The organism is Ethanoligenens harbinense YUAN-3 (genome assembly GCF_000178115.2).
Taxonomy (GTDB): Bacteria; Bacillota; Clostridia; order Oscillospirales; family Ethanoligenentaceae; genus Ethanoligenens; species Ethanoligenens harbinense.
Genome location: NC_014828.1, coordinates 624,287 through 649,021, shown reverse-complemented (window position 1 = coordinate 649,021; position 24,735 = coordinate 624,287). Strand labels below are relative to the sequence as shown.

Below are 24,735 nucleotides of genomic sequence, written 5' to 3'. Positions count from 1 at the left end.
GGATAGATGTTAATTATATTTCCAAGGTTTATATCAAGAATTAGAACATCAATCTTCCGCCTATAATGAGAGGGGATTCTTTATGTCTAATGAAAACACGTCTTTCAATTATAAATGCCAAGTAAAAAATATGGCAGAAAATCCGTATATATTAGCCGCAGTGATTTGCCAAAGTCATAACCAATCGAATTATATATTATATGAGAATGGCAACAAAATATCAATTGGAATCGGAATTCATGCGGAAATTTCTGTAACGGATGAATATGTCACTTTATTCAGCGCCGACGGTAAGAAATTATATGAAACAGGAGTATTAAGTGATACCCTGCAAAATGTTTGCATTTACGCCGGACAAGACGGGTGGAGATTCTATGGTGTGTGCAATTTTGGCCTAGCGCGTCATAATTACCATGTACCACTAGGGAATGAAAGCAAGGCTCTCATACGACTTTTTCTTCCAGAAATCGAATATGAATTGAATGTAGATAAATTGGAAATTAAGACACATAGCGAAGAGGAATTACTAAAAGAAAAAGAAACTCTTGCTTACATTATAAAGGATTATGAAAATTTATTGATAAATATAAAATCCTCAAATGTTTCGCTGTTGGACGATAATCAATTATTGGATAAAAATGCTGAATACTATAAAAATATTGTAAGGGAATGTATTAAGGAAATTCAGAATAATAAATATCAGAAAGCGATAATGTCGAGAAAAATATCCATTGACAGTAGATTAAATATGCCTCTTAGCTATGTATACGGACGGATAGCGAATAATCCGGAACGTTCATACCTTATTAGCTGGGATCAAATGCAAGTTTTAGGTTTTAGCCCGGAGACTGTAGTGGAAGTAAATTCGAACTCTATCGTGTCCACTTTTCCATTGGCGGGAACGCGCGCGTTGGTGAAAGATGATTACGAGATGAACCAGAAATTAGAAAGGGAATTATTATGTGATCCTAAAGAAATTGCCGAACATGCAATTTCAGTTAAATTAGCATTTGAAGAACTAAATCGAGTATGTATACCTGGATCTGTTGCAGTGTCCAAATATATGTCTGTGATAAAAAGAGGGACAGTTCAACATCTGGGTTCCAGATTAGTGGGGCACTTAAAGAACGGCTGTAATGCATGGCATGCACTTAACATGCTTTTCCCAGCAGTTACGGCATCAGGCATTCCCAAGCTTGAAGCAATTGAAGCTATTGGAAGATTAGAGAATGATCCAAGAAATTTATATAGCGGTTGTGTACTAACATATGATATTACTGGTACTATGGATGCAGCGTTGGTCTTGCGAACCGTTTTTCAAACAGTCGATGATACTTGGCTGCGGGCAGGTGCCGGAATTGTAGAAATGTCAAATCCTGAAAGAGAACTTGAAGAAACATGTGAGAAGTTGAGAAGTGTAACAAAGTGGCTCGTTACAGATAGTGGCGTAATATAATCGAAGTAAACCGTGTATATGTATTTTCCGTCGGCAAGATACCATTATTCATGTTGCTAATTTCGGAGAACAAGATGGTATTTCAAGACGAAATTAAATTACATGTCACCTTACTCTTCGGTAAAATTGGATACCCCTATTTTCACAAGTAGCCTGTACGTGAAATGGGACAGCAAATTCACGAGATTGGCTTATCTGATCGTCATCGGTGCTTTTTGCCTGTGATACACGGGCCTTGATAGCTGACAATAAATATCCCTGTAGAGACAAAAAAAGGTGTGGAAGATGCTTCAATGGCTTTGTATTAGAGAAAGAAATATCCATGCGCTTTTCCTGATTCAACCAATCATCTTCTTACCGACTAGTATTACTGTGGTAATTGTCATAGTCGTGACGACGTCATTATTTCTATTATCTGATTTATACTTGGTCGCAGCAATATGCTCCTGTTGTAAAAAGGCAAAAATGGATATGTTTATAAATTCAAAAGTGCAGTTTCTACGTTGAACAATATTTTATTCTCAACAGAGTCGAAAAATGTCGAGCCGCAGGTTGTAAACTCGCTGCCCGGCATTTTTTCTGCCCATTTTGACCCATACACCGCAGCGGAATATCCCGGCTACCGCTCACCACCTTTTCCGTTTTGGCTCGTTCCATCCAGGTCGATCAAAACGGAGGAATCAAAATGAAAATGGCCAATCTACGGGACTATTCCCCTTCTCTCTATGCATCCGACAGTTTCATCGAAGTCCCAGACGAAGTGGCGAGGTATTTATTGTGTCGAAACGAGACGAGATGGCATTCCAGCGGCGCAGATACTACAACCATGCTCAATACTCACTCGACATAGACGATGGAATTGAAAACCACATTATTCGCAAAGAGCCGTCTACCGAGGAAACTTATGAACGCGAGGCCGCTGAGAAACGCTTCTATCCGCTTTTGCTTCTTTGTCGGAAAAACAGGCTCGGCGTGTTTTTGCTCATTATTTCATGGAGATCAGTAATACAGCCATTGCGAAAGCAGAAGGTATGTCGAAAAAGGTAATTTGCATGTCCATCCCGCGGACTGGATCTTTTTTAATACTTAGAAAATCCTTTTAAAAAAGGTAACCGTCAAATCAACGGGCACGCCCCCCAAGGCATGAGGTTTTCAACATCCGCGCCATTGGGCGCTTCGGTGAAAATCTTTGTGAGGTACTCAAAAGGCACAAGACCATTCTCCCTGGCAGAGACGATCAAGCTGTAATAGATTGCGCTGGCTTTTGCACCGTTTGGCGTGTTGGAAAACAGCCAGTTCTTCCGTCCCATTACAAAAGGTCGAATGGCGTTTTCCGCGCGATTGTTACTGATTTCCAGCCGTCCGTCCAACAGATACCGCACAAGATACATGCGCTGTGACTGTGCATAATGGATTGCTTTACCCATCAGGGTTTTAGGCAGTTCCCGGAGCGATCCGACCCAGGCGTAGAACGCCTCAACCACCGGTTTACTTTGCTGTTCGCGTTCCTTCAAACGATCTTCCGGGGTCAGCAAAGTGAACTGTTTCTCCAAATGAAACAGCCTGTCACAGTAAGCAATCCCCTTTGCGGCGTCAGACGATTTCCGTTTATCCTTCGGCAGTGTTTGCAGCGCTTCGTCAAATTTCCGACGCAGATGCGCCCAACAGCCCACCACGGTGATTCGGTCAGGCAGCTTGTGGTATCCGTCATAACCATCTGCATGGAGAAAACCTGAAAAATCCTCTAAGAAGTCTTTCGGACGGATATGCTTTCGATCCCGCTGGTAGTCATACAGCACAATCTGGCGCTTAGCCTCGCCGCTTGTACGATAAAGCCACATGTAACTTTTACTCTGGGCGGGCTTGCCGTCCTCATGCAGCACCTGAAGGGTGGTTTCGTCTGCGTGAAGGACTTGATGATTGCATAGCTGTCGCTTCATTTCCTGATAAATTGGCTCCAGCCAATCTTCACAGGCTCTGATGAGCCAGTTGGACATGGTTTGACGTGAGAGCAGAATGCCGCTTTGCGCCCACTCCTGCTCTTGCCGATAAAGCGGGCTGCCCATCACAAATTTTTGCACGGCGATATGGGCGACGGATTCGGGTGATGCGAACCCTCCCTTGATGACGGGTTTTGGCATCTCCGCCTTGACAATCGGCACACGATCAGAGGACTCCTCGCAGTGGCGGCAGGCATAGACGTGCCGTACATGGCGTACAATCACGGCTTTTGCCGGGATGATTTTCAGTTCCTCACGGATGTCTTCCCCCATTTTGTGCAGAGGACAACCGCAGTCCGGACAGATACGCGCCTCGATCGGCAGCTCGTGTTCAATGGTCTCAACAGGTAAATCTTCCGGCAACTTGTCGGTGGTCAGGCGCGTCTTTCTGCGGTAATGCGCCTTGACCTCGGTGGTTTCCGGCTCTGGCACGGTCAAATCGGCGGTTTGCTCTGCTTCGTTAAACAGACATAATTGTTCGTTGTCCGTCTGTTCACTGGACGCGCCGAATTGCTTACGTTTGGCCAGGCGGAATTGCTCCATCAGCCACTGAATCTGCTGTTTTAGCTCGGCAATCTGCTCCGCCTGTTTGAGAAAATTCTCGTAAACAGAAAGCGGTATTTCAATTGTTTTTTCTTGTTTTTCCATTCTCTAATTATACCGGAAAAACCGCATAGAATCAAGAAAAAACGGCATTTTCGTATCCCGATGTGTTACGAAATATTGTGTTCAAGAACTTCGCTGCGGCGAAGCTTTTTCTCCAGCCTTGCGCCATCGATCAGACAAGACAGTTCCTCACTGTTCAGCGTCATTGTGGTTTCCTCGTCTGACGACGGCCAGCGGAAATGTCCGCGTTCCAGCCGTTTGAAATACAGCCAAAAGCCATCGCCGTCCCACTCCAGTATTTTCAGGCGGTCACGGCTTCGGTTGCAGAACACGAACAGCGCGTCGACAAAAGGGTCGAGAGAAAAACTGTGCTGCACAAGCGTCATTAGCCCGTTGATCGATTTCCTCATATCCGTGCACCCACAGCAAAGATACACAGGTTTTTCTCCGAACTGCATCACAGCGATCTCAGGATGCGGCAGACTCTCGCCAGCAATTCCAGGTCGGTTTGGGCATTTGCAAGGATATGGCAGCCGGCGATTTCAATGTCTAGGGTGCCTTCGCCGGCAGTAACAGATTTTGCTTCCGTAAGCTGCGTCCAGCCGTCCGGCACAAGCCCGGTTCCGCGCTTTTGTTTCTCCATAAGCTCCATGCAGGCAGCTTCCCGTACTTTTTTCTGCCTGTAGTAATAGGTGGCCTTGCTGATGTTTTTTTCTTCGCAAAATGCGTCCACGCTCTGCCCGCCAGCTATTCGCTCCTTTACCGCCTCGCCCCACTCTGATAGCCGGAACTCCCTCGCGATTTTTTGCGTATCCATTTTATTCACTCCAATTTGGTCCAAAACACTCCATTACATGTTTTGAACCCTTTTGAAGTTCATTGTACCTTCCCCGACACCATGCTTACAAGGTGCGCGCGGTCTTGACGGTTACTAAAAAAGAGTCAAAATAGGGCCTCTATCCATGATAAGTAGAGAGACTTTTTAATTCCTCTCTACCGGAACCTCGATAACTGAATATACGGCATTTCAGGTACATACCCCTCGTGGCTGCGAAAGCAACAAGCGAAGGAAAGGCGGCGCGACAATGGTAAAGGCCGGAGCGATCCACGCACTTTCCCACCCGGTTTTGGCAAACCTGGCTCGATGATACACGCGGGACACAATGGTACTTTCTCACGACTTCCATGGACTTGAGGGGGAACCCTGCGGTACGCGCGACCTTTGGCAAAGGCACGGCACGGTATTGCGGAGCTATGATGCGGCTGAGCCGGTCGCAACCTGAAATAGCGTGGCAAATACGGCAGAACATCGGCATTAGAGATCATGGGCTGGCTCTGCTCCTGTGGAGCCAACTCATTCCTGTGATGCCGATGAAAAAAGCGAAAGGAGGGGACGCACGATGCCTATTCCAAATATCAACCGGACATTTACCGCTGGAACCTACGGGCCGCCCGGCACTAACGGGCGCAGCCCTTTTGAAAGAGCCTCCAGATATCAGGTGGACGGCAAAGCCTTTATGGTCGAGCCGTTTTTTCAGATAAGCGGGAACGAAACCATCGGCACAATCCTCGTCAAGCTCATGCAGGCGGATGCCTGGAGGGTATCGCCCCTCCGTCACAGACGTGACAACGGCACCCGGATGTGGTATACCGTTCTTGTAAATACTGCCCGACTGCCGGAAAGGAGAACGTTATGAAACAGTCGGGCAAAAAGAAAACCCGCGACACAACCGCATTTCTTTATGAGAGGCTTTCCCGCGATGACAATCTGGACGGTGAAAGCTACAGTATCGGCAATCAGAAGAAACTGCTGACCAAGGTGGTCAAGTAGAAGGATTTTACCAATCTTGTTCACTTTTCAGACGCAGGCGCGTTAGTTGCTCTCCACACGGAGAGCGTGGGGCGACATGCATCATTCATGGTTACAAGGAGGATCATATTGAAAAACTCTAGGAAAGCGTCATTCTGTTTGGTACTGATTTTCACAACATCTTTAAATTTCACAGTAGGTTGTGAGAAAAAAATTCACCCGAATCAGAACATCAGCTCCATAAAGGTAACCCAGACCGAGCCGAGTAGAATGGAATCTTCTTCTTTTACCGAATTGGAAAGCATTTCAAATATCAAAACCATTCATGTGGTGGATGATTCAGCCGCTGCCATACTGTGGATTCCCAAATCCCCACATTCGACTTTATCTAAAATAGCGTTTTGGTTGAAACAAGCGAAAGGCTATAATGGCGTCATCCCTTCGTCGCAAACCTCCCCGGACGCCATTTTTAACGCAAACATTGCACCATCTGCTTTAAACATAAATACATATGACCGACATACCATAACGATACAGCCTGTGTGGTATCTGATATCCAACGGGACAGGGTATACCAGCCATTATCTTTCCGGTGTGCTTAAAGTTGTTGATAATAAACAAGAAGATTACATACAATCCAGCCAATTATATGATTGGTTGAAAAACGACAAATGGAAAGCGGAATTTGAAATCGAACAGTAACACCATCGCATGCGAAAGCCAGCCCGCCGTATACTTTATCGCATCATCTGCAACATCCATGCATATCACAGCGGAATCCGTCTCATCCTTCCATCCGGACACAAGAGCAGTATTTGTGCTTTACAGTCACGTCGGCGCAGACCGGAACACATTTGTAACAATATCACAGTGCGCCGAAGAACACATGCTATAATAAAGACAAACAATGCTTAAGAAAGGTGACTGGATTTATGGATAACAAGAGCAAGCTGGTTGAAACATCAAAGAAATATTTTGCGGGTCTTGACGGATATAAAAAATCCAATTGTGCACAAGCAGTCGCAAATACCTTCACCGAAGAACTCCATATCCGCGATATCAATCCCGAAAAGTTCATCCAGTACGGCGGCGGCAGAGCACCGAATGGGGAATGCGGGGCAATGTATGCCGCCAAAGTCTTCCTGGAAGCAACCGGAAAAGCCGACAAAATAGACGACCTGAAAGAGCACTTTGTAAAAAACGCCGGTTCCATCTATTGCAAAGAGATTCGGGCGGCCAAAAAACTGCCCTGTGCAGGCTGTGTGGCAAAAGGCACGGAATTTTTATGTGATGCTGTTTGCGAAGACTAATTCTCATACTTTCCACACGGAATCTCGCTTTGCATCAACTCCAAAGCAATAGACCGCACGTATGAAACAGACGCCCCCAGAGATGCCGACGGCATGCAAACCGAGCTGTACGGCACGACGGAACAACCCGTTTTGCGTTTCCTCTGCCGCTGTTCTGCCGGAAAATCCGGGTGGGTGATCATGTTACGGAAATGCCGGAGGCCCCGCAGTATACTAAGAACGAAATCAAGAAAGGATCGGTGATCATCATGTCGGTTCTGACATTAAACAACAGTAATTTTAAAGATGCGGCCCTGAATGCCGACAAGCCGGTGCTGATCGACTTTTGGGCATCCTGGTGCGGACCTTGCCGGGCGCAGTCCCCCATCATCGAAGAACTTGCGGAGGAACTCGAGGGCTCCGCGGTCATCGCCAAACTGAACGTGGACGAAAACCCCGAGCTTGCCGCGCAGTTTTCGGTTATGAGCATCCCGACACTTGTTTTTCTTAAAGGTGGCAAGGTCGTCGGGCGCAGGACCGGCGTGACTTCGAAAGCCGAGCTGCTTTCCATGTTCCGTCTGGCAACTGTTTGAAACCATAGGGAGGTTCATCATGTTTGGATCATTGTTTGGAAAAAAGGCTTATCGGGACATTTCTCCCCAAGAAACAAGAAACCGCCTTGCTTCCGGCCAGAACATCCTTCTGCTCGATGTTCGCTCACCTGAAGAGTATGCGGAGGTCCATATACCGCACAGTGTTTCCGTGCCGCTGGACCGCTTGCAGTCCCAGATCTCCAAAGTTGCCAACGATAAGGATATGGAGATCATCGTCTACTGCCTGAGCGGCGCGCGTGCCGCCTCGGCATGCAGCCTGCTCACCGCCATGGGTTACACCAATGTGAGCAGCATGGGCGGCATCCGCTCATGGGCATATGAGACGGAACGAGGCACCCGGTCGCGCTGATTTTCGGCAGGCTTGCGGGGCGATTAGCGGCCGGCATGCAAAATGGGTGTGTCAATTCTATATCAGAACAGCGGCAGGAAACGTCCTTCGTATCCTGCCGCTGTTTTTCTATTCTGGCGTTCCGGCCATGGTTTTCCGTCTTACAGGCTCGGCATGCTCTACCCTTTGAGCAATGCGTATTGCACGCCCAGGGAGGTCAGCGACAGGGCCGCCCAGCAGATGAAACCAAACAAAATCGGTTTCGCCCCGTTTTTTACGAGCTTCACCACATTGGTATTCATGCCGATAGCCGCCATTGCCATCACGATAACGAACTGTCCCACCTGTGTAAGATCTTTCCCCGCGCCGCCCGGAAGCGGGCAGAATGTATTGATAATAGCCGCCGCTATAAATCCCAGCACAAACCACGGGAATATCCTGACGATGGAATAACTGTTTTTCGATTTTCCGGCAGCATGGCGCGATGTATAGATTGCCAGCACCAGCGTGACGGGAACGATCATCAAGGTTCTGGTCAGCTTTACGATAACAGCAAGATTGCCTGCCGCATTGCTGAACGTATAGCCCGCCGCCACCACGGACGAGGTATCGTTCACGGCGGTGCCTGCCCAGAGGCCGAAATTGTGGTCACTCATGCCAAGCACATGCCCCAGAAACGGGAACAGAAACGCGGCGATCACATTGAACAGAAAAATGGTCGAAATGGAGTGCGCCACTTCCTCATGCTCGGCATGAATCACCGGTGCGGTCGCGGCGATGGCCGAACCGCCGCAGATGGCGGTGCCGACCCCAATGAGTGTGCGCGTGTTTCCGCCGAATTTCAGCAGTCTTCCAGCAACAAACGCCGTAAGGAACGTGGCCGTCAACGTAAACGCCATCAGCAGGAGCGTTTGCCCGCCCACTCTGAAAATGTTGAACAGGTTCATGCCGAATCCCAGCAGAATAATGGAATACTGCAACAGTTTTTGGGCGGTGTACCGGATACCGTTATCCAAAAAGGCAGGCCGTCTCCAAAACGCAACGATCATACCGAACAGGATCCCCAGCACCGGACTGCCGACGATGGGAAACGCTTTGCCGATGAGCCAGGCAGGTATCGCAAGCAGAGCGGCAAGCCCGATGCCCGGCAATTTGTTTAAAACCGATTTCATACTTCTTCCCCTTTACAGGGAATAGTATACCGCTTGACAATCAATAAGTAAAATATTAGTATTTAATTATCTTGATAAGAATACCTTATATATAGAGGAGGACGGTCTGTTGACCTTACGCCATTTTCAAATCTTTGTCGCGGTTTGTGATACCATGAACATGACCGCAGCAGCCCAGTCCCTTTTCATGTCGCAGTCTGCGGTCAGCCAGGCGGTCGCCGAGCTGGAGCGCTATTATGATGTCCGGCTGTTTGAGCGGCTTTCCAGAAAATTATATCGCACACGGGCCGGAGAAAAGCTCTTGAGTTATGCGCGCCATATGCTCGGCATGAACGCCGAGATCGAAAAGGACATGAAAGCCCTGCGCGAATACAGTGTCATGCGAATCGGGGCGAGCGTGACCGTGGGCGCCAGCGTTCTTCCAAAGCTGGCGGCCGCTTTCATGCGACAGCACCCGGAAACCCGCATTGAAGTTGTGGAAGACAACACCCGACAGGTGGAGCAACTGATTCTGCAGGATGGCGTGGACATCGGGCTCGTGGAAGGGGAAACCACTTCGTTGGATGTCGTCTGCCGACCGTTTATGCAGGATGAACTGGTGCTGGTCTGCGGGAAACAGCACCGTTTTGGGAGACTTACCAAGATCGCGCCGCATGAACTCGAAAACGAGGCATTCATCATCCGGGAAAAGGGGAGCGGCACCCGGAAAACATTTGAGGACGTGATGACGGCGCACGGGCTTTCCTGGAAAGCGACCTGGACCTGCAACAACGCCGACACCATCAAAATGGCTGTGGCCGAAAACCTCGGGGTTTCTGTGATTTCCAAACGCTCGGCGGAAAATGAAATCGCCTCCGGTTTACTTTCCGTCGTAACCGTTGATTCCGTGCGGTTTGAGCGCACCTTTAAAATCATCCATCATAAAAACAAATACCTCACCGGACCCATGCACGCATTCATGGATTTTTGCGCGGCGGCCCCGGCGGGAACATAAGCGGTCGGAACGGACCCGATGGCGGTCATTCTACCGCGCCAAGCAGAAAGCTGACAATCAAAATCGCAAACACAAGCGCTGTGATTTTGACGAACGCATGGTCTTTTTCTTTTAAAAAGAGAAAAATGGAAAACCCGACCCGGAAAACCGGCGTCAAAATCAGAACGAACAGCCCCGAGAGGATAACCGCATAGGATTTAAAGGCGGCGATGCCCTGCAAGATCGACAGCGGATCGGTGGGAAACGCGCCGCCGGCATATCCGCTGCGGCCCGTGAACAAAAAAAGCAGAAAACCTGCCGCAATGATGGCAGCACTGCACAAAACGCCGATTTTCAGTGACAGGCTGATCATCGTTTCAATGTCTCTTTGCTTTCGTTTCTCCATCACATCCGCACCCCCTTCACAATCATCTGAATGGACACAACCACAAGCACGGGTGCGAAAATGTACCGCAGCGTCCGGCTTCTCAGCCTTTCCATCACCCTCGTGCCGACCGTGGCCCCGAGCAGCACGCCAAGTGCCACCGGAGCAGCGATCTTGGGGTCGATGTCGCCTCGCAGAAAATACACGCCCGCGCTGGCCGCCGCAGTCACGCCGATCATAAAATTGCTGGTGGCGCTGGATACCTTCAACGGCAGTTTCATAAACAGATCCATCGCCATGACTTTGAACATGCCGCTGCCGATGCCGAGCAGCCCGGAAACAACACCGGCCACATACATCATGCCAAGGCCGCCGTAAACGCCGGCCACATTGTAAACGACCTGCCGCCCGAGCACCTTGTCATAATACGCGCCGTTCAGCGCCAGCTTTTGCGCTACCGGGTGGTTCTCGACACGTTGCGGCAGTTCGGATTTCGATTTTTTGAGGATCATCACCGATGAATACAGCAGCAACAGCCCAAAAATGATATACAACCATTGCGAGTGGATGATACCACTTAAAAATGCGCCGGTGATGGCCCCGAGCGTTGTGCCGATCTCCAGAAACATCCCGACGCGGACATTGGTGATTTTGTCTTTGATATATGCGACCGCCGCGCCGCTTGATGTGGCGATAACTGAAACGATGCTGGCCCCCACCGCATATTTGATATCGATCCCAAACAGCAGAGTCAGCGCGGGCGTGATGATGATGCCGCCGCCAAGCCCCAAAAGCGAGCCTAAAAAGCCCGCGCATATGGCGATGAGAAATATTTTTAAAGCTACAATCGTAAACAAACCGCTCATCTCTCCCTGTACAATTCAGATATTCTTCGGCCATGCCCGGTGCCGCCCGTGTGTTTCCACCTCTACCGCATACTGTTTCTCAATCGAGGCACACTGAAACATACCTGATTTTGGTATTGGCCGTTTCCAATGATACAAGCAGACGCCGGCAATCCTATTATACAGACTTTTAACCAAAATGGCAATAAGATTGCTTTTTAAACTCTCCGCATCCCGGCGGTGAACCGGCATTCCCTTTTTCCAGCCAAGAAAACACCTCCCATCGTCGTGCTTTCCTGCAATGGGAGGCGTTTTTCTTTCCATATCCGTTTTTCCTGTGCAGTTCAAACCACCCGCGCCTGTTCTTGGGGAGAAGTCCGGCACGGCGTACAGAACACCACGAGGCAGCCGCAGCAGGCTCTTTATCGGTTTTCCATCTTCCGGCGGATTCGATCGGAGACTTTGTACCAGTGCTGCACCATGTTTTCAAGCCGGAAGTAATGGAACAGATAAAAGCCCAACAGCACCAGCAAGCCGAGCAGCAGCAGCACGACCAACAAATTGGACACGACCGCGAGCTCCAGATAAAAGAGAAACGGCACGATCAGCGACGTCCATATGGTAACCAGCAGATGCACCAAACGCTCGTGCTGCAGCCAACGGATCTTTCGGTCATGGCATTCCAGCAATTCTTCAAGGTGCGCCCCGGCATCCAGCTTTTCGTCCACATAGGCATTGTGCGCTTTGCAGTATTGGATAACGTTGATACCAAAGTAGTCCTGCTGTCTGTCCATCCGTCCATATCCTTTCCACTTGTCGGTAAATCCAGTATACCAGCCCGTTGCGCCGCCTTGCAAGCACCGGCCATCACCTCCGCGCCTATTGGGCGCAGCAAACGCGCCCGTTCAGCATTTCATCCATCGCGCGCCCCAGCCGCCGGATGCCCTCGACAATCGCCGCCTCGTCGGAATTCGTATAGTTCAGGCGCAAGGTCGGGGCATCCGTGCGGTCCACATAGAACGGCGCCCCCGGTACGAACGCCACTCGCATGGCGGACGCTTCGTTGAACAGTTCCATGGAGGACATGCCCTGCGGCAGCTCCGCCCACATGAACATACCGCCCTGCGGCCGGGTGCAGCGCACCTCCGGCGGAAAATACCGCGCAATCGCGTCCGCCATGCAGTCGCTGCGCTCTTTATACATTTGCCGGATAGCAGCGATGTGCGCATCCAGATCGTTATCAGCCAGATAACGGGCCACCACACGCTGCGCAAATGTGTTGGTGTGCAGGTCGCAGGCCTGCTTGGCAACGACAAGTTTTTCCATGATCTCCGGTTTCGCACAGATCCAGCCCAGTCGCATGGCCGGCGCGACGATCTTGGAAAACGAACCGAGCAGAATGCTCTGTTCGCCTAAGAACTGCCGCATGGACGGTGTCTCTTCCCCCGCAAAGCGCAGTTCACCATAAGGGTCGTCTTCAATAAAAAGGGTGGCATGCCGGCGGAGAAGCGCCGCGGCGGCTTCCCGGTTCTCTTTTGTATAGGTCAGGCCGGACGGGTTCTGAAAATTCGGCACGGCATAAAACAGCTTGGGTCCATAGCGGTCCAGCGTGTCCCGCAGAGCGGAAATGTTCACCCCATCCTCCCGGAGCGGGACGGTGCAGAAGCGCGGCTGATAAAGCGACAGCGCCTGAATGGCCCCCAGATAACCGGGCGCTTCAAGCAGAACGCCGTCCCCTTCATCCAGAAAAATCTTTCCGAGGAGATCGAGCCCCTGTTGGGAGCCGTTTGTAATAAGGATTTCCTCCGGGGAAACATGCAGGCCAAACCGTTTGGCATACCGCGCGCAGATAAATTCCCGCAGGGGCAGGAAGCCCTCCGTCGTGCTGTATTGCAGGGCGCTCGCCCCGTCCTCCGCCAACACGGCCTGCGCCGCCCGACTCACCGCCTCCACGGGAAACGACGCCGGATTGGGAAGTCCGCCCGCAAACGAAATGACCGACGGGTCCTCCGTCACTTTCAAAATCTCCCGGATAAACGATTTCTTCACATGACGCATCCGCGTCGCAAACGCTGTCTCCATCTTTTCTCCTTTCAAACGGTCGGCTGCTGCAAACAGGCAACAAAAAAGCTTTCGTCCTAAACCAATAGGACGAAAGCTGATTCTTTCGCGGTACCACCTATGTTTGCGCGCCCGAAAAGGCACGCACACTCTGCCCGCACGGGCACAAGGCCGATGCGGCGTTCCCTGTAACGGCGGACACCCGATGAAGCCTACTTGCGCGAAGCGCGTTCAGTTCACAGCTCCGGGGCTACTTTCCACACGCCGCCGCAGGGATTTTCACCAAACATCCCTTCTCTGCGCCGGCAAACGTGCGTACTCTTCCCTTTCAAAGCCTTTTCCCTTATCACATCTGTTTGTATTGTAATCCCTGCGATGCAATCTGTCAATCAAAATATTGCAAAATATCCGCCGGGCCGTCCATTTTTCTTTGGTCGCGCCCCGCGGATATTTCTGCAAGCCCGAGCCGCCGGTGTGCTGCCGTCAGCCCGCGATATCCCGCTTGTTGAAGGTGATATAAGAGGCCGCGAGGAAACCGGCGCTGTAGATGCCGCAGATGAGCAGCGCCAGTCCCAGTGTGATGCCGTAAAATGGCGCGCCGTTCCGGATAAAGGTGGAAAACGCCGTATCCGCGAAAAAGATAAACTTGCCCCAATTGAAATTATAGGCAAGGAACAGCGTAAAGCTGCCGCCGAACATCAGGAAGATGGACAGTCCCGTCGCAAACGCACGCGAGCGGGTAATCGCCGACAGTGCAAAGGTCAGGAACAAATAGACCAGCGCGGCCAGCAGATCAAGCAGCGTCACCAGCGCGAAGGCCGCAAAGCCCGGCGTGGGGACGATGCTGCCGCCCAGCCACAGCAGCACCGGGTCTCCCGCACCGCCGGTTCCGAAAAAGATGGCCGTGGACGCAAGCGCGACCAGATTGGCAAGCACCATGAGCAGGACGGTATAGCCGACCGACACCAGCAGCTTGGCCGTTAAAATCTGCCAGCGGGAAAAGGGGCGCGGAATTACGGTTTTCATCGTGCCGTCGGAGAACTCCCCCGCGACCAGAGCCGTGCAGGCGATGATGGCAAACAGCGTGACCAGCGAACCGGCCCCGACGCTGAACACATTCCCCCAGAAATTCGACACCGCTTTGGTGTTCAATGTGCCGTCGCTGTTGAGCGTGGCCGGTTTGATATTGTTTTTCAGATCATACTTGTTTTCGGCCAACTGCCGTTTTGTCTGATCGAGAGTGTTCTTTTCCGATTGCCGATCGCTTTTCTCGGCTGTGTCGATGCCGCTCTGGAGGGATTTATCCGTCGCCTCCAACGCTGCCTTCCAACCGCCGGGCAGCGCCTGTTGGGTCTGCGACTGGCCGGAGGACCCGCTTGTCGAGTAGGTTTCCACCATCGTGGTCTGCACCTTCATCAGGGCAGCCAGGCCAAAAATCAACCCGATCAGGATCAGCGGCATGATTTTGGTGGAGAGGCGCTTCCACAGCTTGGTGTTTTCCACGAAAACAAGCGAAAGAAAATTACCCATTCTGCTGTTCCTCCCCGGTGAGTTTGATGAAGACGTCTTCCAGCGAATGCGCCTCCTGCGTATCCAGCGCAAACACGTCGATCTGCGCGCCGACCAGCGCGCGGACGATCTCCGGCACCCGTGCCGGCTCGGTGGAAACGCGCACGCCGTCTTTTTCCATGCCGGCCTGTATATTCAGTTCCGTGATGCACGCAAGCGCCTTGCCGTTGTCGCCCGTGCGGACAAGCAGTTGCACGCCGCCGCTGTGCGACATGTCAACCAGTTCGTCCACCGTCTTTACCGTCACCATTCGCCCATGGTGGATGATGCCTACGCGATCGCACATCTGCTGCATCTCGGCAAGGATATGGCTGGAAACGAACACCGTCGTCCCCTGCTCGGCCAGGCTGCGGAACAGCCCGCGCATTTCCCGGATGCCCGCCGGGTCCAACCCGTTGGTCGGCTCGTCCAGAATGAGCAGGCGCGGACGGTGGAGCAGCGCCTGTGCGATGCCCAGCCGTTGCCGCATGCCCAGTGAATAGGTCTTTACTTTGCCGCGGATGGCGTCTTCGAGATGGACCAGTTTGACCACCTCGTCGATGCGCGCCTGTGTAATGCCGGCGTAGAGCCGGGCAAACATGCGCAGGTTATCAAGCCCGGACATGTACTTGTACAGTTCCGGGTTTTCCACGATGCAGCCCACGTCGCACATGGCTTCGCGGAACGCCGTGCGCACCGAATGGCCATTGATGAAAATATCGCCCTGCGTGATGCGGCTGAGGCCGACGATCATACGGATGGTCGTCGTTTTGCCCGCGCCGTTCGGCCCCAAAAAGCCGAAAACCTCGCCCGTATGAATGTTCAGGTTGATATCCGACACAATGGTTTTGGAACCGATGTCTTTTCTCAGGTTTTTGGTCAACAAAGCCGCTTCCGGCATAGTGCCACCTCCTTTTTCATATGGTTCTTATTGCACAGACAGCTTTTTGCGGTTTTTGCTGCGCAGCACCGCCGTAACAATGATGAGAACCACGCCAGCGATGACAAAGCCCCAGAACAGCACGCCGATAAGCGCGCCATTGATACCGGAAAGCGGCATGACCATCATCGTCGCGGAGGGACCGCTGCCGGCGGGATATGCGGTGACCAACGTGTAGGCGCCCGTCTTGGTGGCATTGAACGAAAATACTTTGCCCGCGCTCGTGACTTTCACAGAGTTGCCGGCGGCGTCTGTAAGTGCAAACGTCATGTTCTTGTACGGGGACGTATCGAGCACCGGTTTGCCGTCGGACGAAAGATAAAACGCGATGGAGTACATACCGGCTTTCTCAACCTGCACGGTGCTTGTACCGGGAACCTCCACTTTTGTGGCGCTCTGCATGGCTGTCATGCCTGCGCTTGCGGCGGTGGCGATTGCCGCCACGATACCGACCACGATCAGCAGCACCCCGATAAGATAGAGCCATTTGCCCGGTTTCACTTTTACTTTTGTCATAGCTAATTCCTCCAGATGATTATGAGTTATGTATAAGCGCACCGTACAGCGCGCGGGCCGACAGAGAAAGCGGCTTCTATTTCAACGCGGTCGTCTTCTTTAGCAGCAGCACCGTCAGCTGAAAAAGAACAACCAAAACGACGGCGTAGGTCAACATCATCGGCCAGCCGGACTGCCAACTATAAAACGCACTCAGGTTCAGCGTTTGTGCTTTCGACACGGCATGTGCCGTGCCTGTGGATATACGCGCCAGCTGGCCCGTCCGGAAAAACGTGGGCAGGCTTTGCAGAACGCAGATGCCGAAAAAAGTGACGAGCCCCATCGCAACGCCCCAATTGCCCCAGATGGAGATTTTGGAAACGGTCACGGCAAAATACAGGATCATAAGACCGTCAAGGATGCTTAGCAGCAAAAACAGAGCCATCGGCAGCCACAGACCGGGGTTAAAATGATAGAGATCCATCACAGGTGCAAACACCCGCCAGAGATCGGCGTTCGACCGGAAGATCCAGAGCGCCGTATAAGTGGCGCAGCCGACCAGTGCGAAGGACGCCAATGTCCAAATGAACCCGGACAGTAGTTTGGCAAGCAACAGTGTTTGGCTTTCGACAGGCAGGGTGAACATCAGATACCCTTCGCTGCCGTAAAAATTGCTGTTATACCGCTGCATGCAGAAGATATAGAGGATGATGCAGGACGCGCTGAGCCCCAACGAAAATGTGAAAAGCGAACAGATGATGGCGGCCTGCCGGTTGCACGCGAACAGGATGAGCGGCAATGCAATGCAGACCAACGCGAAAATTGCCAGCACCAGGCCGAATTTCTTATAAGTGGAACGAAATTCCCACCGGAGCAGTTTCAGCAGCATTTGAACACCTCCCGAAACAGACCGTCAACAGACCGCTTGTACCGCTCGCGCACGGCATCGACTTCCTCGTTCAGGATCACTTCCCCATTTCGGAGAAAGATCACACTGTTGAAGACGCGTTCCACATCCCCGATGATCTGAGTGGAAAGCAGCAGCGTACTGTTTTCACAGTACTGCGTGAGGATCGTGTCCATAATGACATCCCGCGCGGCGGGGTCCACGCCGCCGATGGGCTCGTCCAGCACATAGAGTCCCGCCGTGCGCGACATAGCCAGCACCAGTTGGACTTTTTCGCAGGTGCCCTTGGAAAGCTTGGCTATTCGTTCCGCGGGGTTGAGTCTCAAGCGGCCGATCAGCTCCATGGCTTTCGCCCGGTCGAAATCGGCGTAAAAATCACTAAAAAACGCCACGGCATCACTGATCCGCATCCAGTGAGGAAGGGACGATCTGTCGGGCAGATAGGAAACGATGGATTTGGTGTAGGCGCCCGGCACCTGCCCATCAATGCGCACCGTACCCTCATATCCGCCCAGGATGCCGGCAAGAATTTTGATGAGCGTCGTTTTGCCCGCGCCGTTCGGTCCCAGAAGCCCCACGATGCGCCCGCGCGGGATGGAAAACGTGGCACCCCGCAGAGCCACCCTTCCCGGATACCGCTTGGTGACCCCCCGCAGTTCCAGAAAGCCGCCCGGAACGCCGGACGCCCCTTCCCCGGTGTTATCCGCCATAATCCGATCCATTTGTGGCCCCCCCATCCATGTACTGCTGCACGAGACCCACGATATCCGTATCCATGAGGCCGGATTGCCGCATGCGCCCCACGAAATCCGCAACGGTCTGCATCAGCGACTGCTCCCGCACCCGGCTGACCCGCTCCCGGTCGGCGGTGATATATCTTCCGCTGGTCCTTTCCGTATACATCAGCCCCTCACGCTCGAGTTCCGAAAATGCCCGCTGCACAGTGTTGGGGTTAACGCCCAGCATCCGTGCGAGATCGCGCACAGGTTCCACCTTGTCGCCGGGCCCCCGCTCTCCGGAAACGATCTGACGCTTGATCTCATCCATGATCTGGGTATAAATTGGTTCAGATGCTCGGAATTCCACATCCAACCCCATCACCTCCGGTAAACGGGCTTGTGTATTATTGTATTAAACAACTCATACAATAATACAACAGGCCGTCTTCTTTGTCAAGAGTCCGCCTTCCGCCTTTCCAGCGGCCCGCCTATGGCACCCGCACAACTGCATGCAAAAAACGTTTTTAAGTCGTCCACCGCAGTTTTTTCATCCGGGCCTTCGATTTCAATCGTAAGCGTATCGCCCTGTTGGCTCCCAGAGATATAATGGAAAAAAGCCGATGAATGTCGGCGGCTTTTTGACCTTTTTTCAGCACAACTCTGGACGAAAACTCCGCCGCCTTTTTCACGAGCATGCCCGCCGGGCGGGCATGGATTCCGCCGCTGTCCTTGATGACATAGGTAAACTGCTCCACGACCATGACTCCTTTTATCAATCGCTTTGTTCTGCTTTTATGAATGGATTGTGATTTGGGACCCGATATTCAGTTGAGGAACGGGCTTTTTTCCCAAATAGATAGTGCCTGGCAGCTCCGCCTGTGTATCACCGGTAAAAGAAAAGGTCACATGCCCGAAATTGCCCAGTTTCTTTTCCACAAGTTCACCGACCGCCGTGATCATATAGCGGGTTCCGTCGATCTCGGCCACCTGCCCGGGTTCGATCTTGCCGTTAATTGGCAGAACGTCGATCACATAGCAGTAATCCTGCAGCGTATCGGGCGCCTGATTTCCAAAAAGGATGAACATACCTTCGTCCTGAAAGCTGTTGACGCATGCACCCATGCTTTTAACCATGTTTTCATAAATCGTAGTCATATACGCGCGCTGCCAAAAAAGCGCTTCCCTCCATTTCGATATGTAATCCAGCACTTTACTGAATGTATAATATGGGCTGAGCAGACTCAAGCGAAGATTGATGCCGCAACTGTTTGCTGCGCACATGCCGTCCCTGTGAAGAAGGGGACCACCGCACTCTTACTTGACGGCATAAAGGCCGAAGCTTGCAACCCATGCGAGCAGCACACGCGGCGCGCCGGTCAGGAAGCGCGAGTAAAGGACTGCGGGCACGCCGACTTCCACCGTAGACTCCTCCGCCTCCGAAAGACCGAGGGCAACCGGGATGAAATTGCAGCCATCCTGCACGTCGATGGCAAACAGTGCGGGCAGCGCCAGCCGCGGTGGAATGGTGCCTTTGCCGATCTGCACACCAATCAGGGTACCGATGATCTGCCCGATGACGGCGCCCGGCCCCAGCAGCGGAGAAAGGAACGGCAGCGAGCAGATAAAGCCCAAAAGCACCAGGCCCCAGACATTCCCCGCCAGGCCGGTCATGATCTTGGCAAACCAGTTGCCGAAACCGGACGCGTTTACGATACCAATCAGCATGGCAACAAAGGCCATGAACGGAATGATGGTATGGATCATCGTGCTGACGGCGTCGCGTCCCACCTGGTACAGTACGTTCACAACTTTACCGACGCCCACGCCGGTCGACGTCATCCAGTTTCGGTTGGGAGAATCTTTCATCGTTTCGGAAATCTTCTCGTCCCCCGAATACTTATATTTCCGTTCCGGCTGAGCGGGAGCGGCGGGCGGCTCCTGGGTGGCAGAAGCGGCAGCCTCGGGAACCTGCGCCGCTTCGTCGCCCTCCAACGGAAGCACCTGCGCCGGTCCCACGTCCGATACATAGATGTCCTCCGTGATGTATTTGGCCAGCGGTCCGCTTTGCCTAACAGGCATTACATTGACCGTCGGGATGCGGGTAGATACCGCAGCGCAGTGTGCCGCCGCAGTCGATCACGATGACCGCGATCTCATCGTCCTTGATGCCGGTCTTGAACCCATTGATGGACTCGAGTTCCAGAAGTTCTTCCAGTTTATCCACCACGGGCGGTTTTCTGCCGCCTGTGATATAAGCGATTTTGTTACGCTGGTTGGTCGGCCGGATGATGAGCGGACCGCCGAATCCATTGCTGCCCCTGACAATTTTAACCGCACGATAGTTGGCCGTTTTCTTTATCCTCCCTCACACCTTACGCTTCGGCTAACACGGTATTCGGTACGCCCAGTTCCCTGCTCAGGCGAATCTTCTGCTGTTTTTCGACGAAGCGGACCGTGAAGTCGGTGACCCAGCCGCTCATCAGGTTCAAGACCAGACCAACCAGGAAATAACGCACCGCCAGATCGGTCGCATTGAGTCCGAGTGTTTTGATGCCGTTTGCAATGTCCAGGTAGATGAACAATTCACCGGGGTTGACATGCGGGAAAAGGCCTATATTGGTGTGGTTGAACTCCATGGCGGAAGCGACATAACCGGGTTTGTAGAATTCCGGAAAGAAACGCCCCAGCGAAAGAGAGGCCGGATTGCATAGCATGAAAACACCACCGCCGGCAAAACCATACCACACTGTCTTTCTTGGTCACGTCGGACTGAACGCAGTAGGCGCCGTCCTGATCCGCTCCGTCCTGCACGGCCAGATCCGTGACGACCGTATTGGCACCGCAGCGAACAAGCTCCGCCGCAATCGCTTTACCGATTCCGGATGCCCCTCCGGTGACAACAACCGTTTTCCCGGACAGTTCCAGCCAATTTTCAGACATATGTATTTCCTCCCGTTAATTTAAATATAAATTATTTACTTCCAACAAAATTGTTGTATCATGTGTCCACAGAACAATTAATACGGACTTTTTCCCAAGAAAGCGAAATTTATGATATGAATTAAAAGGGAAACATGCCGTGCATTTTGTACAGCTTGCGCTATGGGTGCCGCTCAGAGATCATCGGCTCTGCAATGCAATCGTGTATACATGCAATCCAAAATCCCCCATTTCAGCGGAACATGCGGAATGTACAACAGAAGACAAAAACAGCGCCCGGTATAAAACCGGGCGCAAAAATCTGGCAGCGCATTTTCCCTGCTTTATGGGAAAAAGAATCGACCCAAACCGGCCGTTGTTGATTTCAAAAACACGTTCCCTGCTCTGACGGCAATACGAACCATCATTCCGTCCCCTTCAGCGCTTCCACCATATCAATCTTCTGCATGGCGCGCATTGCAAGCAGGTTGATCAACCAGGTGAATACCAGCGTCAGCGCAGCGCTGATGAGAAAACTCTGCGGCAGAATGGAGCGCACGAACATAACGTTGTTGACCGAAATGGCATCAAGGATGCGTGCATGCAATACGATGCCCCCGGCACATCCAAGCGCAATGCCGATGAGGGTCAGGATATAGCTCTCACGCGTAACATATCCGGACACCTCCCTGTCGTAGAATCCCAATACCTTGATGGTGGCGATTTCCCGGAAGCGCTCGGCAATGTTGATGGAGGTCAGTGTGAAAAGCACCACCGCCGCCAGCAGCAGCGCGGAAAAAATCACAATGGCCACCATGCCGTTCAGGCTTTTGACCGTATCGCTGAACGTCTGCTTGAGATCGGACAACAACGAAACGGAGGCCACACCGTCCATCTTCATCGCGTTTTCCGAAATCGTGTTTTGCGACGCGCCCGCTTTCAGATTGACGAGGAGCTGGTTGACATCGGCCGCGCTACCGTACGCGTCCTGATAAGCAGCAGGAGTGATGAACACATCATTCATCAAATAGTTTTCCGCAATACCCGAAACCCGGAAGCGGTGGGAATGGGTATCGTCGTCCTGTACAGTCAGGGTGTCACCCTGCTTCAGGCCCAGGTTTTTGGCCAATTGCTGCGTGATGATGACGCCGCTGTCCGTCAGGCTGAGAGGGCTGCCCGATTTACCCAACCCCCCCGGCACGGAGCGCAGGGCAATGTAGTCTGAAAATTTGGCGGGCTGCTGCGGCACCATCAGGCTGCATTGCTGCGAAGCCGCGCCGTTTTTGGCTGTGACGGTTTTCTGCGTGTTCTCCGTCAACGATGCGACACCGGATGTTTTTTGCAGCGCGCCGGCCACATCAGCGATCTGAGAAGCGCTTGCATCGTCTTTCATCTGCACGGTCAGGCTGTATTTCAGAATGCCGCCGAATTCGCGCGCGGAAACCTGTGTGGAGATGGAATCATACAGGCCAAAGCCGGAAACCAGCATCGCGCAGCAGCAGGCCACGCCGAGCACCGTCATCCAAAAGCGCTTTTTATAGCGGAAAAGATTGCGCACCGTCACTTTGCGGCTGAAAGACAGGTGTTCCCAGATAAACGGGATGCGTTCAAGCAGGATGCGTTTGCCGGCCTTCGGGGCTTCGGGGCGCAGCAGCGCGGAAGGTACCGCGCGCAGTTCGCCCATGCAGGTAATCGCGGTAGCAAACAAGATAAGCGAAAGGGCGATGCCTGCCGCGGCGGCCGCGATGCCGGGCTGAGCCAAAATGTCCATCACCGGCATGGTGAACATGCTCATGTAGGCATGGAACAGCATCCTTGGCAGCAAACACAGGCCCAAAACGATTCCTGCCGCGCTGCCCAAGGCGCTCGCGGCACCGGCATAAAACAGATATTGCGACAGGATGGAGCCATTGCCGTATCCCAGCGCCTTGAGCGTACCGATCTGCGTACGCCGCTCTTCCACCATACGGGTCATGCTGGTCAGACAGACCAGTGCCGCGATGGAGAAAAACAGGATGGGCAGGATGCTGGAAATCCCGTTATTGCGGTCGAGCGTGCTTTTCAGATTGGTATAACCTGCGTTCTTGTCCCGGCTTAGAACGGACCATTGCGGCATTTCAATGTCGGCGATGCGTTGCTTCGCGTCCGCTATCTGCGCGGCAACGTCGTTAAGTTTTTGGTCGGTATCCGCCTGCTGTGCCGCGAAAGACTGGCGGGACTGTTCCAAGGTGGTTTTTTGCGCGTCCAGTTCCTTTTGCTTTTGAGCAAACGTATCCTGCGACTGTTTCTGTGCGGAGGCAAAAGCCGCTTGCTGGTTTGCCAGTTGTGCAGAAGAAGCATCCAACTGCCGCTTTGTCTCATCGAGCTGACTTTTGGCAGCGGCGAGCTGCTGCTGTTGGGTGTTTAGGGAAGCCTGCGCCGCGCTCTGCTGTTGGGTGAGCGCATCCATGTTCTGTTGCAGCGCGGCAAGCTGCACGTTCATCTGCTGCGCCTCGGAAGCCGACAGGCTCCCGTCGGCCTGCCCGGAGGAAAGAGCGGCCTGCAGCGCCTGCTGTTGAGCCTGCACGGTCTGGAGATTGGCCGCAAGAGCGGAAAGCCCTTGTTCGGCCTGGTCGATTTTCGGCTGTGCAGCCGCTGCCTGCTGATCGTACGCAACGAGGCCCTGCTGATAGGCCGCGGTTTTCTCCGCAAGCTGATCCGACGCGCTGTCGATCTGCGCCTGTGTGGCGCTCATCTGCGCGTCCGCCTGTTTCTCCGCCTGCGTGAGCTGCACCTGGGCCGCGTCGAGTCGGCTTTGCACGCCATCGATTTGTGCCTGCGCATCGGCAAGCGCCTGATCCGCCTGCGCTTTCTGCGTATCATATGCGTTTTGCTGGTCGGCCAGCTGGGCGTTGGCGTCGTTCACCAGTTCGTCGTGGCGCACCTGTGTCCGCACGGGCGCCAGCTTTTCCAGCGCGTGGCCAAGTTCGGCGGCTTTCTGATAATACGGGGTGCTGAACACGCTCAGGCCGTTCATGCCTTTGGCCGTGACATCGACCTCCGTATAGGCCGGGAGGCTAAACACCCCGCTTTGCACGAACAGAAGACCGGACACTTTACCGTTGCCGATTTTGCTGGTGCCCCGGTCGCGCGCAAGGTAGGACGGGCTGTTCACGACTCCCACCACGCGAAACGCCGTCTGGTGAAGCTTCTGCGAAAGATCATCATCGGTGCCGGACGTGAGCGTGACGGTCTGCCCGATTCGGGGCGTCGTGCCGTTTTTCTGCTCGTCCACCACGCATTCATCCGCGCTCTGCGGCAGCCGTCCCCGCACGACCGTGAGGGTATCCACACTTTCCGGCAGGGACATGACGTGCGCCACGCCACTCTGGCCGCCGTAAGTCTCGATCGCGTCCAATGTGTAGAACGCCTGGGCGTTTTCTGTTTCCTTCAAGGAACGAATGGCCTGCACATCGTCATTGTCAAACCCGATGGTGGACAGAATGCGGTAATTGTGAAAATGGCTTTGCGCAAAATACCGGGTAGCCGAAGCGGACAGATCCGGCCCCATGGCATTAAACCCTACAAAAAAGGTGACGCCGAGCAGAATCAGGATCAGAATAGCCAGAAACCGTCCAAGTGAACGGCGTACTTCACGGAAGGTCTCTTTCAAGATCGTTTTTTGCATC

Annotated in this window: 26 protein-coding genes, 3 pseudogenes and 1 other annotated feature; of the genes and pseudogenes, 8 read left to right on the top strand and 21 right to left on the bottom strand. The window is 52.8% G+C overall.

Features of this window, described 5'->3' with window-relative positions; translation table 11 throughout:
* Positions 1-82 precede the first annotated feature (82 nt).
* Positions 83-1,456: a salicylate synthase gene (locus ETHHA_RS03155; protein WP_013484565.1), complete on the top strand. Its 1,374-nt coding sequence runs from the start codon at positions 83-85 to the stop codon at positions 1,454-1,456.
* Positions 1,457-2,571: 1,115 nt separating this feature from the next.
* Here ETHHA_RS03155 and tnpC read toward each other — a convergent pair.
* The 3 genes from tnpC to tnpA form a co-directional block, all read right to left on the bottom strand.
* Positions 2,572-4,104: an IS66 family transposase gene (gene tnpC / locus ETHHA_RS03150; RefSeq protein ID WP_013484564.1), complete on the bottom strand. Its 1,533-nt coding sequence runs from the start codon at positions 4,102-4,104 to the stop codon at positions 2,572-2,574.
* A 65-nt stretch (positions 4,105-4,169) separates the two neighbouring features.
* Positions 4,170-4,520 carry an IS66 family insertion sequence element accessory protein TnpB gene (gene tnpB, locus ETHHA_RS03145; RefSeq protein WP_013484563.1) on the bottom strand — a complete coding sequence of 117 codons (351 nt, stop codon included), beginning with the start codon at positions 4,518-4,520 and terminating at the stop codon, positions 4,170-4,172.
* Positions 4,520-4,879, bottom strand: coding sequence for an IS66 family insertion sequence element accessory protein TnpA (gene tnpA, locus ETHHA_RS03140; RefSeq protein ID WP_013484562.1), 360 nt, complete (start codon positions 4,877-4,879; stop codon positions 4,520-4,522). Before tnpA ends, tnpB begins: the two co-directional genes overlap by 1 nt.
* Before the next feature lie 583 nt (positions 4,880-5,462).
* Between tnpA and ETHHA_RS03135 the strand changes: the two genes are divergently transcribed.
* The 6 genes from ETHHA_RS03135 (at position 5,463) to ETHHA_RS03115 (ending at position 8,124) form a co-directional block, all read left to right on the top strand.
* Complete coding sequence (locus tag ETHHA_RS03135; protein ID WP_013484561.1) at positions 5,463-5,759, top strand: hypothetical protein; 297 nt, start codon at positions 5,463-5,465, stop codon at positions 5,757-5,759.
* A complete protein-coding gene (locus tag ETHHA_RS03130) occupies positions 5,756-5,893 on the top strand; it encodes a recombinase family protein (RefSeq protein WP_013484560.1) in 138 nt (45 codons plus the stop codon). Before ETHHA_RS03135 ends, ETHHA_RS03130 begins: the two co-directional genes overlap by 4 nt.
* 108 nt (positions 5,894-6,001) lie before the next feature.
* Entirely contained in the window at positions 6,002-6,574 is a 573-nt protein-coding gene (locus tag ETHHA_RS14345; RefSeq protein ID WP_013484559.1) for a hypothetical protein, read from the top strand.
* A gap of 230 nt (positions 6,575-6,804) precedes the next feature.
* Positions 6,805-7,182, top strand: coding sequence for a C-GCAxxG-C-C family (seleno)protein (locus ETHHA_RS03125; protein WP_013484558.1), 378 nt, complete (start codon positions 6,805-6,807; stop codon positions 7,180-7,182).
* 248 nt (positions 7,183-7,430) lie between these two features.
* A complete protein-coding gene (trxA, locus tag ETHHA_RS03120) occupies positions 7,431-7,754 on the top strand; it encodes a thioredoxin (RefSeq protein WP_013484557.1) in 324 nt (107 codons plus the stop codon).
* 19 nt (positions 7,755-7,773) lie between these two features.
* Positions 7,774-8,124, top strand: coding sequence for a rhodanese-like domain-containing protein (locus tag ETHHA_RS03115; protein ID WP_013484556.1), 351 nt, complete (start codon positions 7,774-7,776; stop codon positions 8,122-8,124).
* A 158-nt stretch (positions 8,125-8,282) separates the two neighbouring features.
* Here the strand turns inward: ETHHA_RS03115 and ETHHA_RS03110 are convergent, their stop codons facing one another.
* Positions 8,283-9,275, bottom strand: coding sequence for a YeiH family protein (locus ETHHA_RS03110; protein WP_013484555.1), 993 nt, complete (start codon positions 9,273-9,275; stop codon positions 8,283-8,285).
* A gap of 109 nt (positions 9,276-9,384) precedes the next feature.
* Between ETHHA_RS03110 and ETHHA_RS03105 the strand changes: the two genes are divergently transcribed.
* Entirely contained in the window at positions 9,385-10,269 is an 885-nt protein-coding gene (locus ETHHA_RS03105; protein WP_013484554.1) for a LysR family transcriptional regulator, read from the top strand.
* A gap of 25 nt (positions 10,270-10,294) precedes the next feature.
* Here ETHHA_RS03105 and ETHHA_RS03100 read toward each other — a convergent pair whose 3' ends face one another.
* The 17 genes and pseudogenes from ETHHA_RS03100 to ETHHA_RS03020 form a co-directional block, all read right to left on the bottom strand.
* Positions 10,295-10,654, bottom strand: a complete 360-nt coding sequence (locus tag ETHHA_RS03100; RefSeq protein ID WP_013484553.1) for a DUF1634 domain-containing protein — start codon at positions 10,652-10,654, stop codon at positions 10,295-10,297.
* On the bottom strand, positions 10,654-11,499 hold the full coding sequence (locus ETHHA_RS03095) for a sulfite exporter TauE/SafE family protein (RefSeq protein ID WP_013484552.1): 846 nt from the start codon (positions 11,497-11,499) through the stop codon (positions 10,654-10,656). The genes ETHHA_RS03100 and ETHHA_RS03095 overlap by 1 nt, the downstream gene beginning before the upstream one ends.
* A 15-nt stretch (positions 11,500-11,514) precedes the next feature.
* Positions 11,515-11,802 carry a hypothetical protein gene (locus tag ETHHA_RS03090; protein WP_041686617.1) on the bottom strand — a complete coding sequence of 96 codons (288 nt, stop codon included), beginning with the start codon at positions 11,800-11,802 and terminating at the stop codon, positions 11,515-11,517.
* Between the two features lie 98 nt (positions 11,803-11,900).
* Positions 11,901-12,272: a hypothetical protein gene (locus tag ETHHA_RS03085; protein WP_013484551.1), complete on the bottom strand. Its 372-nt coding sequence runs from the start codon at positions 12,270-12,272 to the stop codon at positions 11,901-11,903.
* An 85-nt stretch (positions 12,273-12,357) separates the two neighbouring features.
* A complete protein-coding gene (locus tag ETHHA_RS03080; protein ID WP_013484550.1) occupies positions 12,358-13,560 on the bottom strand; it encodes an aminotransferase-like domain-containing protein in 1,203 nt (400 codons plus the stop codon).
* A gap of 62 nt (positions 13,561-13,622) precedes the next feature.
* Positions 13,623-13,880, bottom strand: a binding site (T-box leader).
* 142 nt (positions 13,881-14,022) lie between these two features.
* On the bottom strand, positions 14,023-15,069 hold the full coding sequence (locus tag ETHHA_RS03075) for an ABC transporter permease (RefSeq protein WP_013484549.1): 1,047 nt from the start codon (positions 15,067-15,069) through the stop codon (positions 14,023-14,025).
* On the bottom strand, positions 15,062-15,988 hold the full coding sequence (locus tag ETHHA_RS03070; RefSeq protein WP_013484548.1) for an ABC transporter ATP-binding protein: 927 nt from the start codon (positions 15,986-15,988) through the stop codon (positions 15,062-15,064). Before ETHHA_RS03070 ends, ETHHA_RS03075 begins: the two co-directional genes overlap by 8 nt.
* A gap of 27 nt (positions 15,989-16,015) precedes the next feature.
* Positions 16,016-16,543 carry a hypothetical protein gene (locus tag ETHHA_RS03065; RefSeq protein ID WP_013484547.1) on the bottom strand — a complete coding sequence of 176 codons (528 nt, stop codon included), beginning with the start codon at positions 16,541-16,543 and terminating at the stop codon, positions 16,016-16,018.
* A 76-nt stretch (positions 16,544-16,619) separates the two neighbouring features.
* The gene (locus ETHHA_RS03060; protein WP_013484546.1) at positions 16,620-17,411 is read right to left on the bottom strand and encodes a hypothetical protein; all 792 of its coding nucleotides are present in this window, start codon (positions 17,409-17,411) and stop codon (positions 16,620-16,622) included.
* On the bottom strand, positions 17,402-18,151 hold the full coding sequence (locus ETHHA_RS03055) for an ABC transporter ATP-binding protein (RefSeq protein WP_013484545.1): 750 nt from the start codon (positions 18,149-18,151) through the stop codon (positions 17,402-17,404). Before ETHHA_RS03055 ends, ETHHA_RS03060 begins: the two co-directional genes overlap by 10 nt.
* Positions 18,129-18,527, bottom strand: coding sequence for a GntR family transcriptional regulator (locus ETHHA_RS03050; protein ID WP_106919182.1), 399 nt, complete (start codon positions 18,525-18,527; stop codon positions 18,129-18,131). Before ETHHA_RS03050 ends, ETHHA_RS03055 begins: the two co-directional genes overlap by 23 nt.
* Before the next feature lie 145 nt (positions 18,528-18,672).
* A complete protein-coding gene (locus tag ETHHA_RS03045; protein ID WP_479723651.1) occupies positions 18,673-18,924 on the bottom strand; it encodes an HPr family phosphocarrier protein in 252 nt (83 codons plus the stop codon).
* A 16-nt stretch (positions 18,925-18,940) separates the two neighbouring features.
* Positions 18,941-19,303, bottom strand: a complete 363-nt coding sequence (locus ETHHA_RS03040; RefSeq protein ID WP_041687081.1) for a PTS glucitol/sorbitol transporter subunit IIA — start codon at positions 19,301-19,303, stop codon at positions 18,941-18,943.
* Between the two features lie 159 nt (positions 19,304-19,462).
* A pseudogene (srlE, locus tag ETHHA_RS03035) lies at positions 19,463-20,507 on the bottom strand (PTS glucitol/sorbitol transporter subunit IIB).
* A 13-nt stretch (positions 20,508-20,520) separates the two neighbouring features.
* Positions 20,521-20,865: pseudogene (gene srlA, locus ETHHA_RS03030) on the bottom strand (PTS glucitol/sorbitol transporter subunit IIC); the annotation flags it as partial.
* Positions 20,866-20,947: 82 nt separating this feature from the next.
* Positions 20,948-21,088 (bottom strand): annotated as a pseudogene (locus ETHHA_RS15765) (SDR family NAD(P)-dependent oxidoreductase); the annotation flags it as partial.
* A gap of 403 nt (positions 21,089-21,491) precedes the next feature.
* Positions 21,492-24,734 (bottom strand): FtsX-like permease family protein, encoded by a 3,243-nt coding sequence (locus ETHHA_RS03020; RefSeq protein ID WP_156793967.1) that lies wholly within the window; start codon positions 24,732-24,734, stop codon positions 21,492-21,494.
* Between the last annotated feature and the right edge of the window lies 1 nt (position 24,735).

Bases quoted from the DNA above. Each gene is read 5' to 3' on its own strand.
- ETHHA_RS03155 (WP_013484565.1), top strand. From the start codon at position 83: ATGTCTAATGAAAACACGTCTTTCAATTATAAATGCCAAGTAAAAAAT.
- tnpC (WP_013484564.1), bottom strand. From the start codon at position 4,104: ATGGAAAAACAAGAAAAAACAATTGAAATACCGCTTTCTGTTTACGAG.
- tnpB (WP_013484563.1), bottom strand. From the start codon at position 4,520: ATGCAGTTCGGAGAAAAACCTGTGTATCTTTGCTGTGGGTGCACGGAT.
- tnpA (WP_013484562.1), bottom strand. From the start codon at position 4,879: ATGGATACGCAAAAAATCGCGAGGGAGTTCCGGCTATCAGAGTGGGGC.
- ETHHA_RS03135 (WP_013484561.1), top strand. From the start codon at position 5,463: ATGCCTATTCCAAATATCAACCGGACATTTACCGCTGGAACCTACGGG.
- ETHHA_RS03130 (WP_013484560.1), top strand. From the start codon at position 5,756: ATGAAACAGTCGGGCAAAAAGAAAACCCGCGACACAACCGCATTTCTT.
- ETHHA_RS03125 (WP_013484558.1), top strand. From the start codon at position 6,805: ATGGATAACAAGAGCAAGCTGGTTGAAACATCAAAGAAATATTTTGCG.
- trxA (WP_013484557.1), top strand. From the start codon at position 7,431: ATGTCGGTTCTGACATTAAACAACAGTAATTTTAAAGATGCGGCCCTG.
- ETHHA_RS03115 (WP_013484556.1), top strand. From the start codon at position 7,774: ATGTTTGGATCATTGTTTGGAAAAAAGGCTTATCGGGACATTTCTCCC.
- ETHHA_RS03110 (WP_013484555.1), bottom strand. From the start codon at position 9,275: ATGAAATCGGTTTTAAACAAATTGCCGGGCATCGGGCTTGCCGCTCTG.
- ETHHA_RS03100 (WP_013484553.1), bottom strand. From the start codon at position 10,654: ATGGAGAAACGAAAGCAAAGAGACATTGAAACGATGATCAGCCTGTCA.
- ETHHA_RS03095 (WP_013484552.1), bottom strand. From the start codon at position 11,499: ATGAGCGGTTTGTTTACGATTGTAGCTTTAAAAATATTTCTCATCGCC.
- ETHHA_RS03090 (WP_041686617.1), bottom strand. From the start codon at position 11,802: ATGGAAAGAAAAACGCCTCCCATTGCAGGAAAGCACGACGATGGGAGG.
- ETHHA_RS03085 (WP_013484551.1), bottom strand. From the start codon at position 12,272: ATGGACAGACAGCAGGACTACTTTGGTATCAACGTTATCCAATACTGC.
- ETHHA_RS03080 (WP_013484550.1), bottom strand. From the start codon at position 13,560: ATGGAGACAGCGTTTGCGACGCGGATGCGTCATGTGAAGAAATCGTTT.
- ETHHA_RS03075 (WP_013484549.1), bottom strand. From the start codon at position 15,069: ATGGGTAATTTTCTTTCGCTTGTTTTCGTGGAAAACACCAAGCTGTGG.
- ETHHA_RS03070 (WP_013484548.1), bottom strand. From the start codon at position 15,988: ATGCCGGAAGCGGCTTTGTTGACCAAAAACCTGAGAAAAGACATCGGT.
- ETHHA_RS03065 (WP_013484547.1), bottom strand. From the start codon at position 16,543: ATGACAAAAGTAAAAGTGAAACCGGGCAAATGGCTCTATCTTATCGGG.
- ETHHA_RS03060 (WP_013484546.1), bottom strand. From the start codon at position 17,411: ATGCTGCTGAAACTGCTCCGGTGGGAATTTCGTTCCACTTATAAGAAA.
- ETHHA_RS03055 (WP_013484545.1), bottom strand. From the start codon at position 18,151: ATGGATCGGATTATGGCGGATAACACCGGGGAAGGGGCGTCCGGCGTT.
- ETHHA_RS03050 (WP_106919182.1), bottom strand. From the start codon at position 18,527: ATGGGGTTGGATGTGGAATTCCGAGCATCTGAACCAATTTATACCCAG.
- ETHHA_RS03040 (WP_041687081.1), bottom strand. From the start codon at position 19,303: ATGACTACGATTTATGAAAACATGGTTAAAAGCATGGGTGCATGCGTC.
- ETHHA_RS03020 (WP_156793967.1), bottom strand. From the start codon at position 24,734: ATGCAAAAAACGATCTTGAAAGAGACCTTCCGTGAAGTACGCCGTTCA.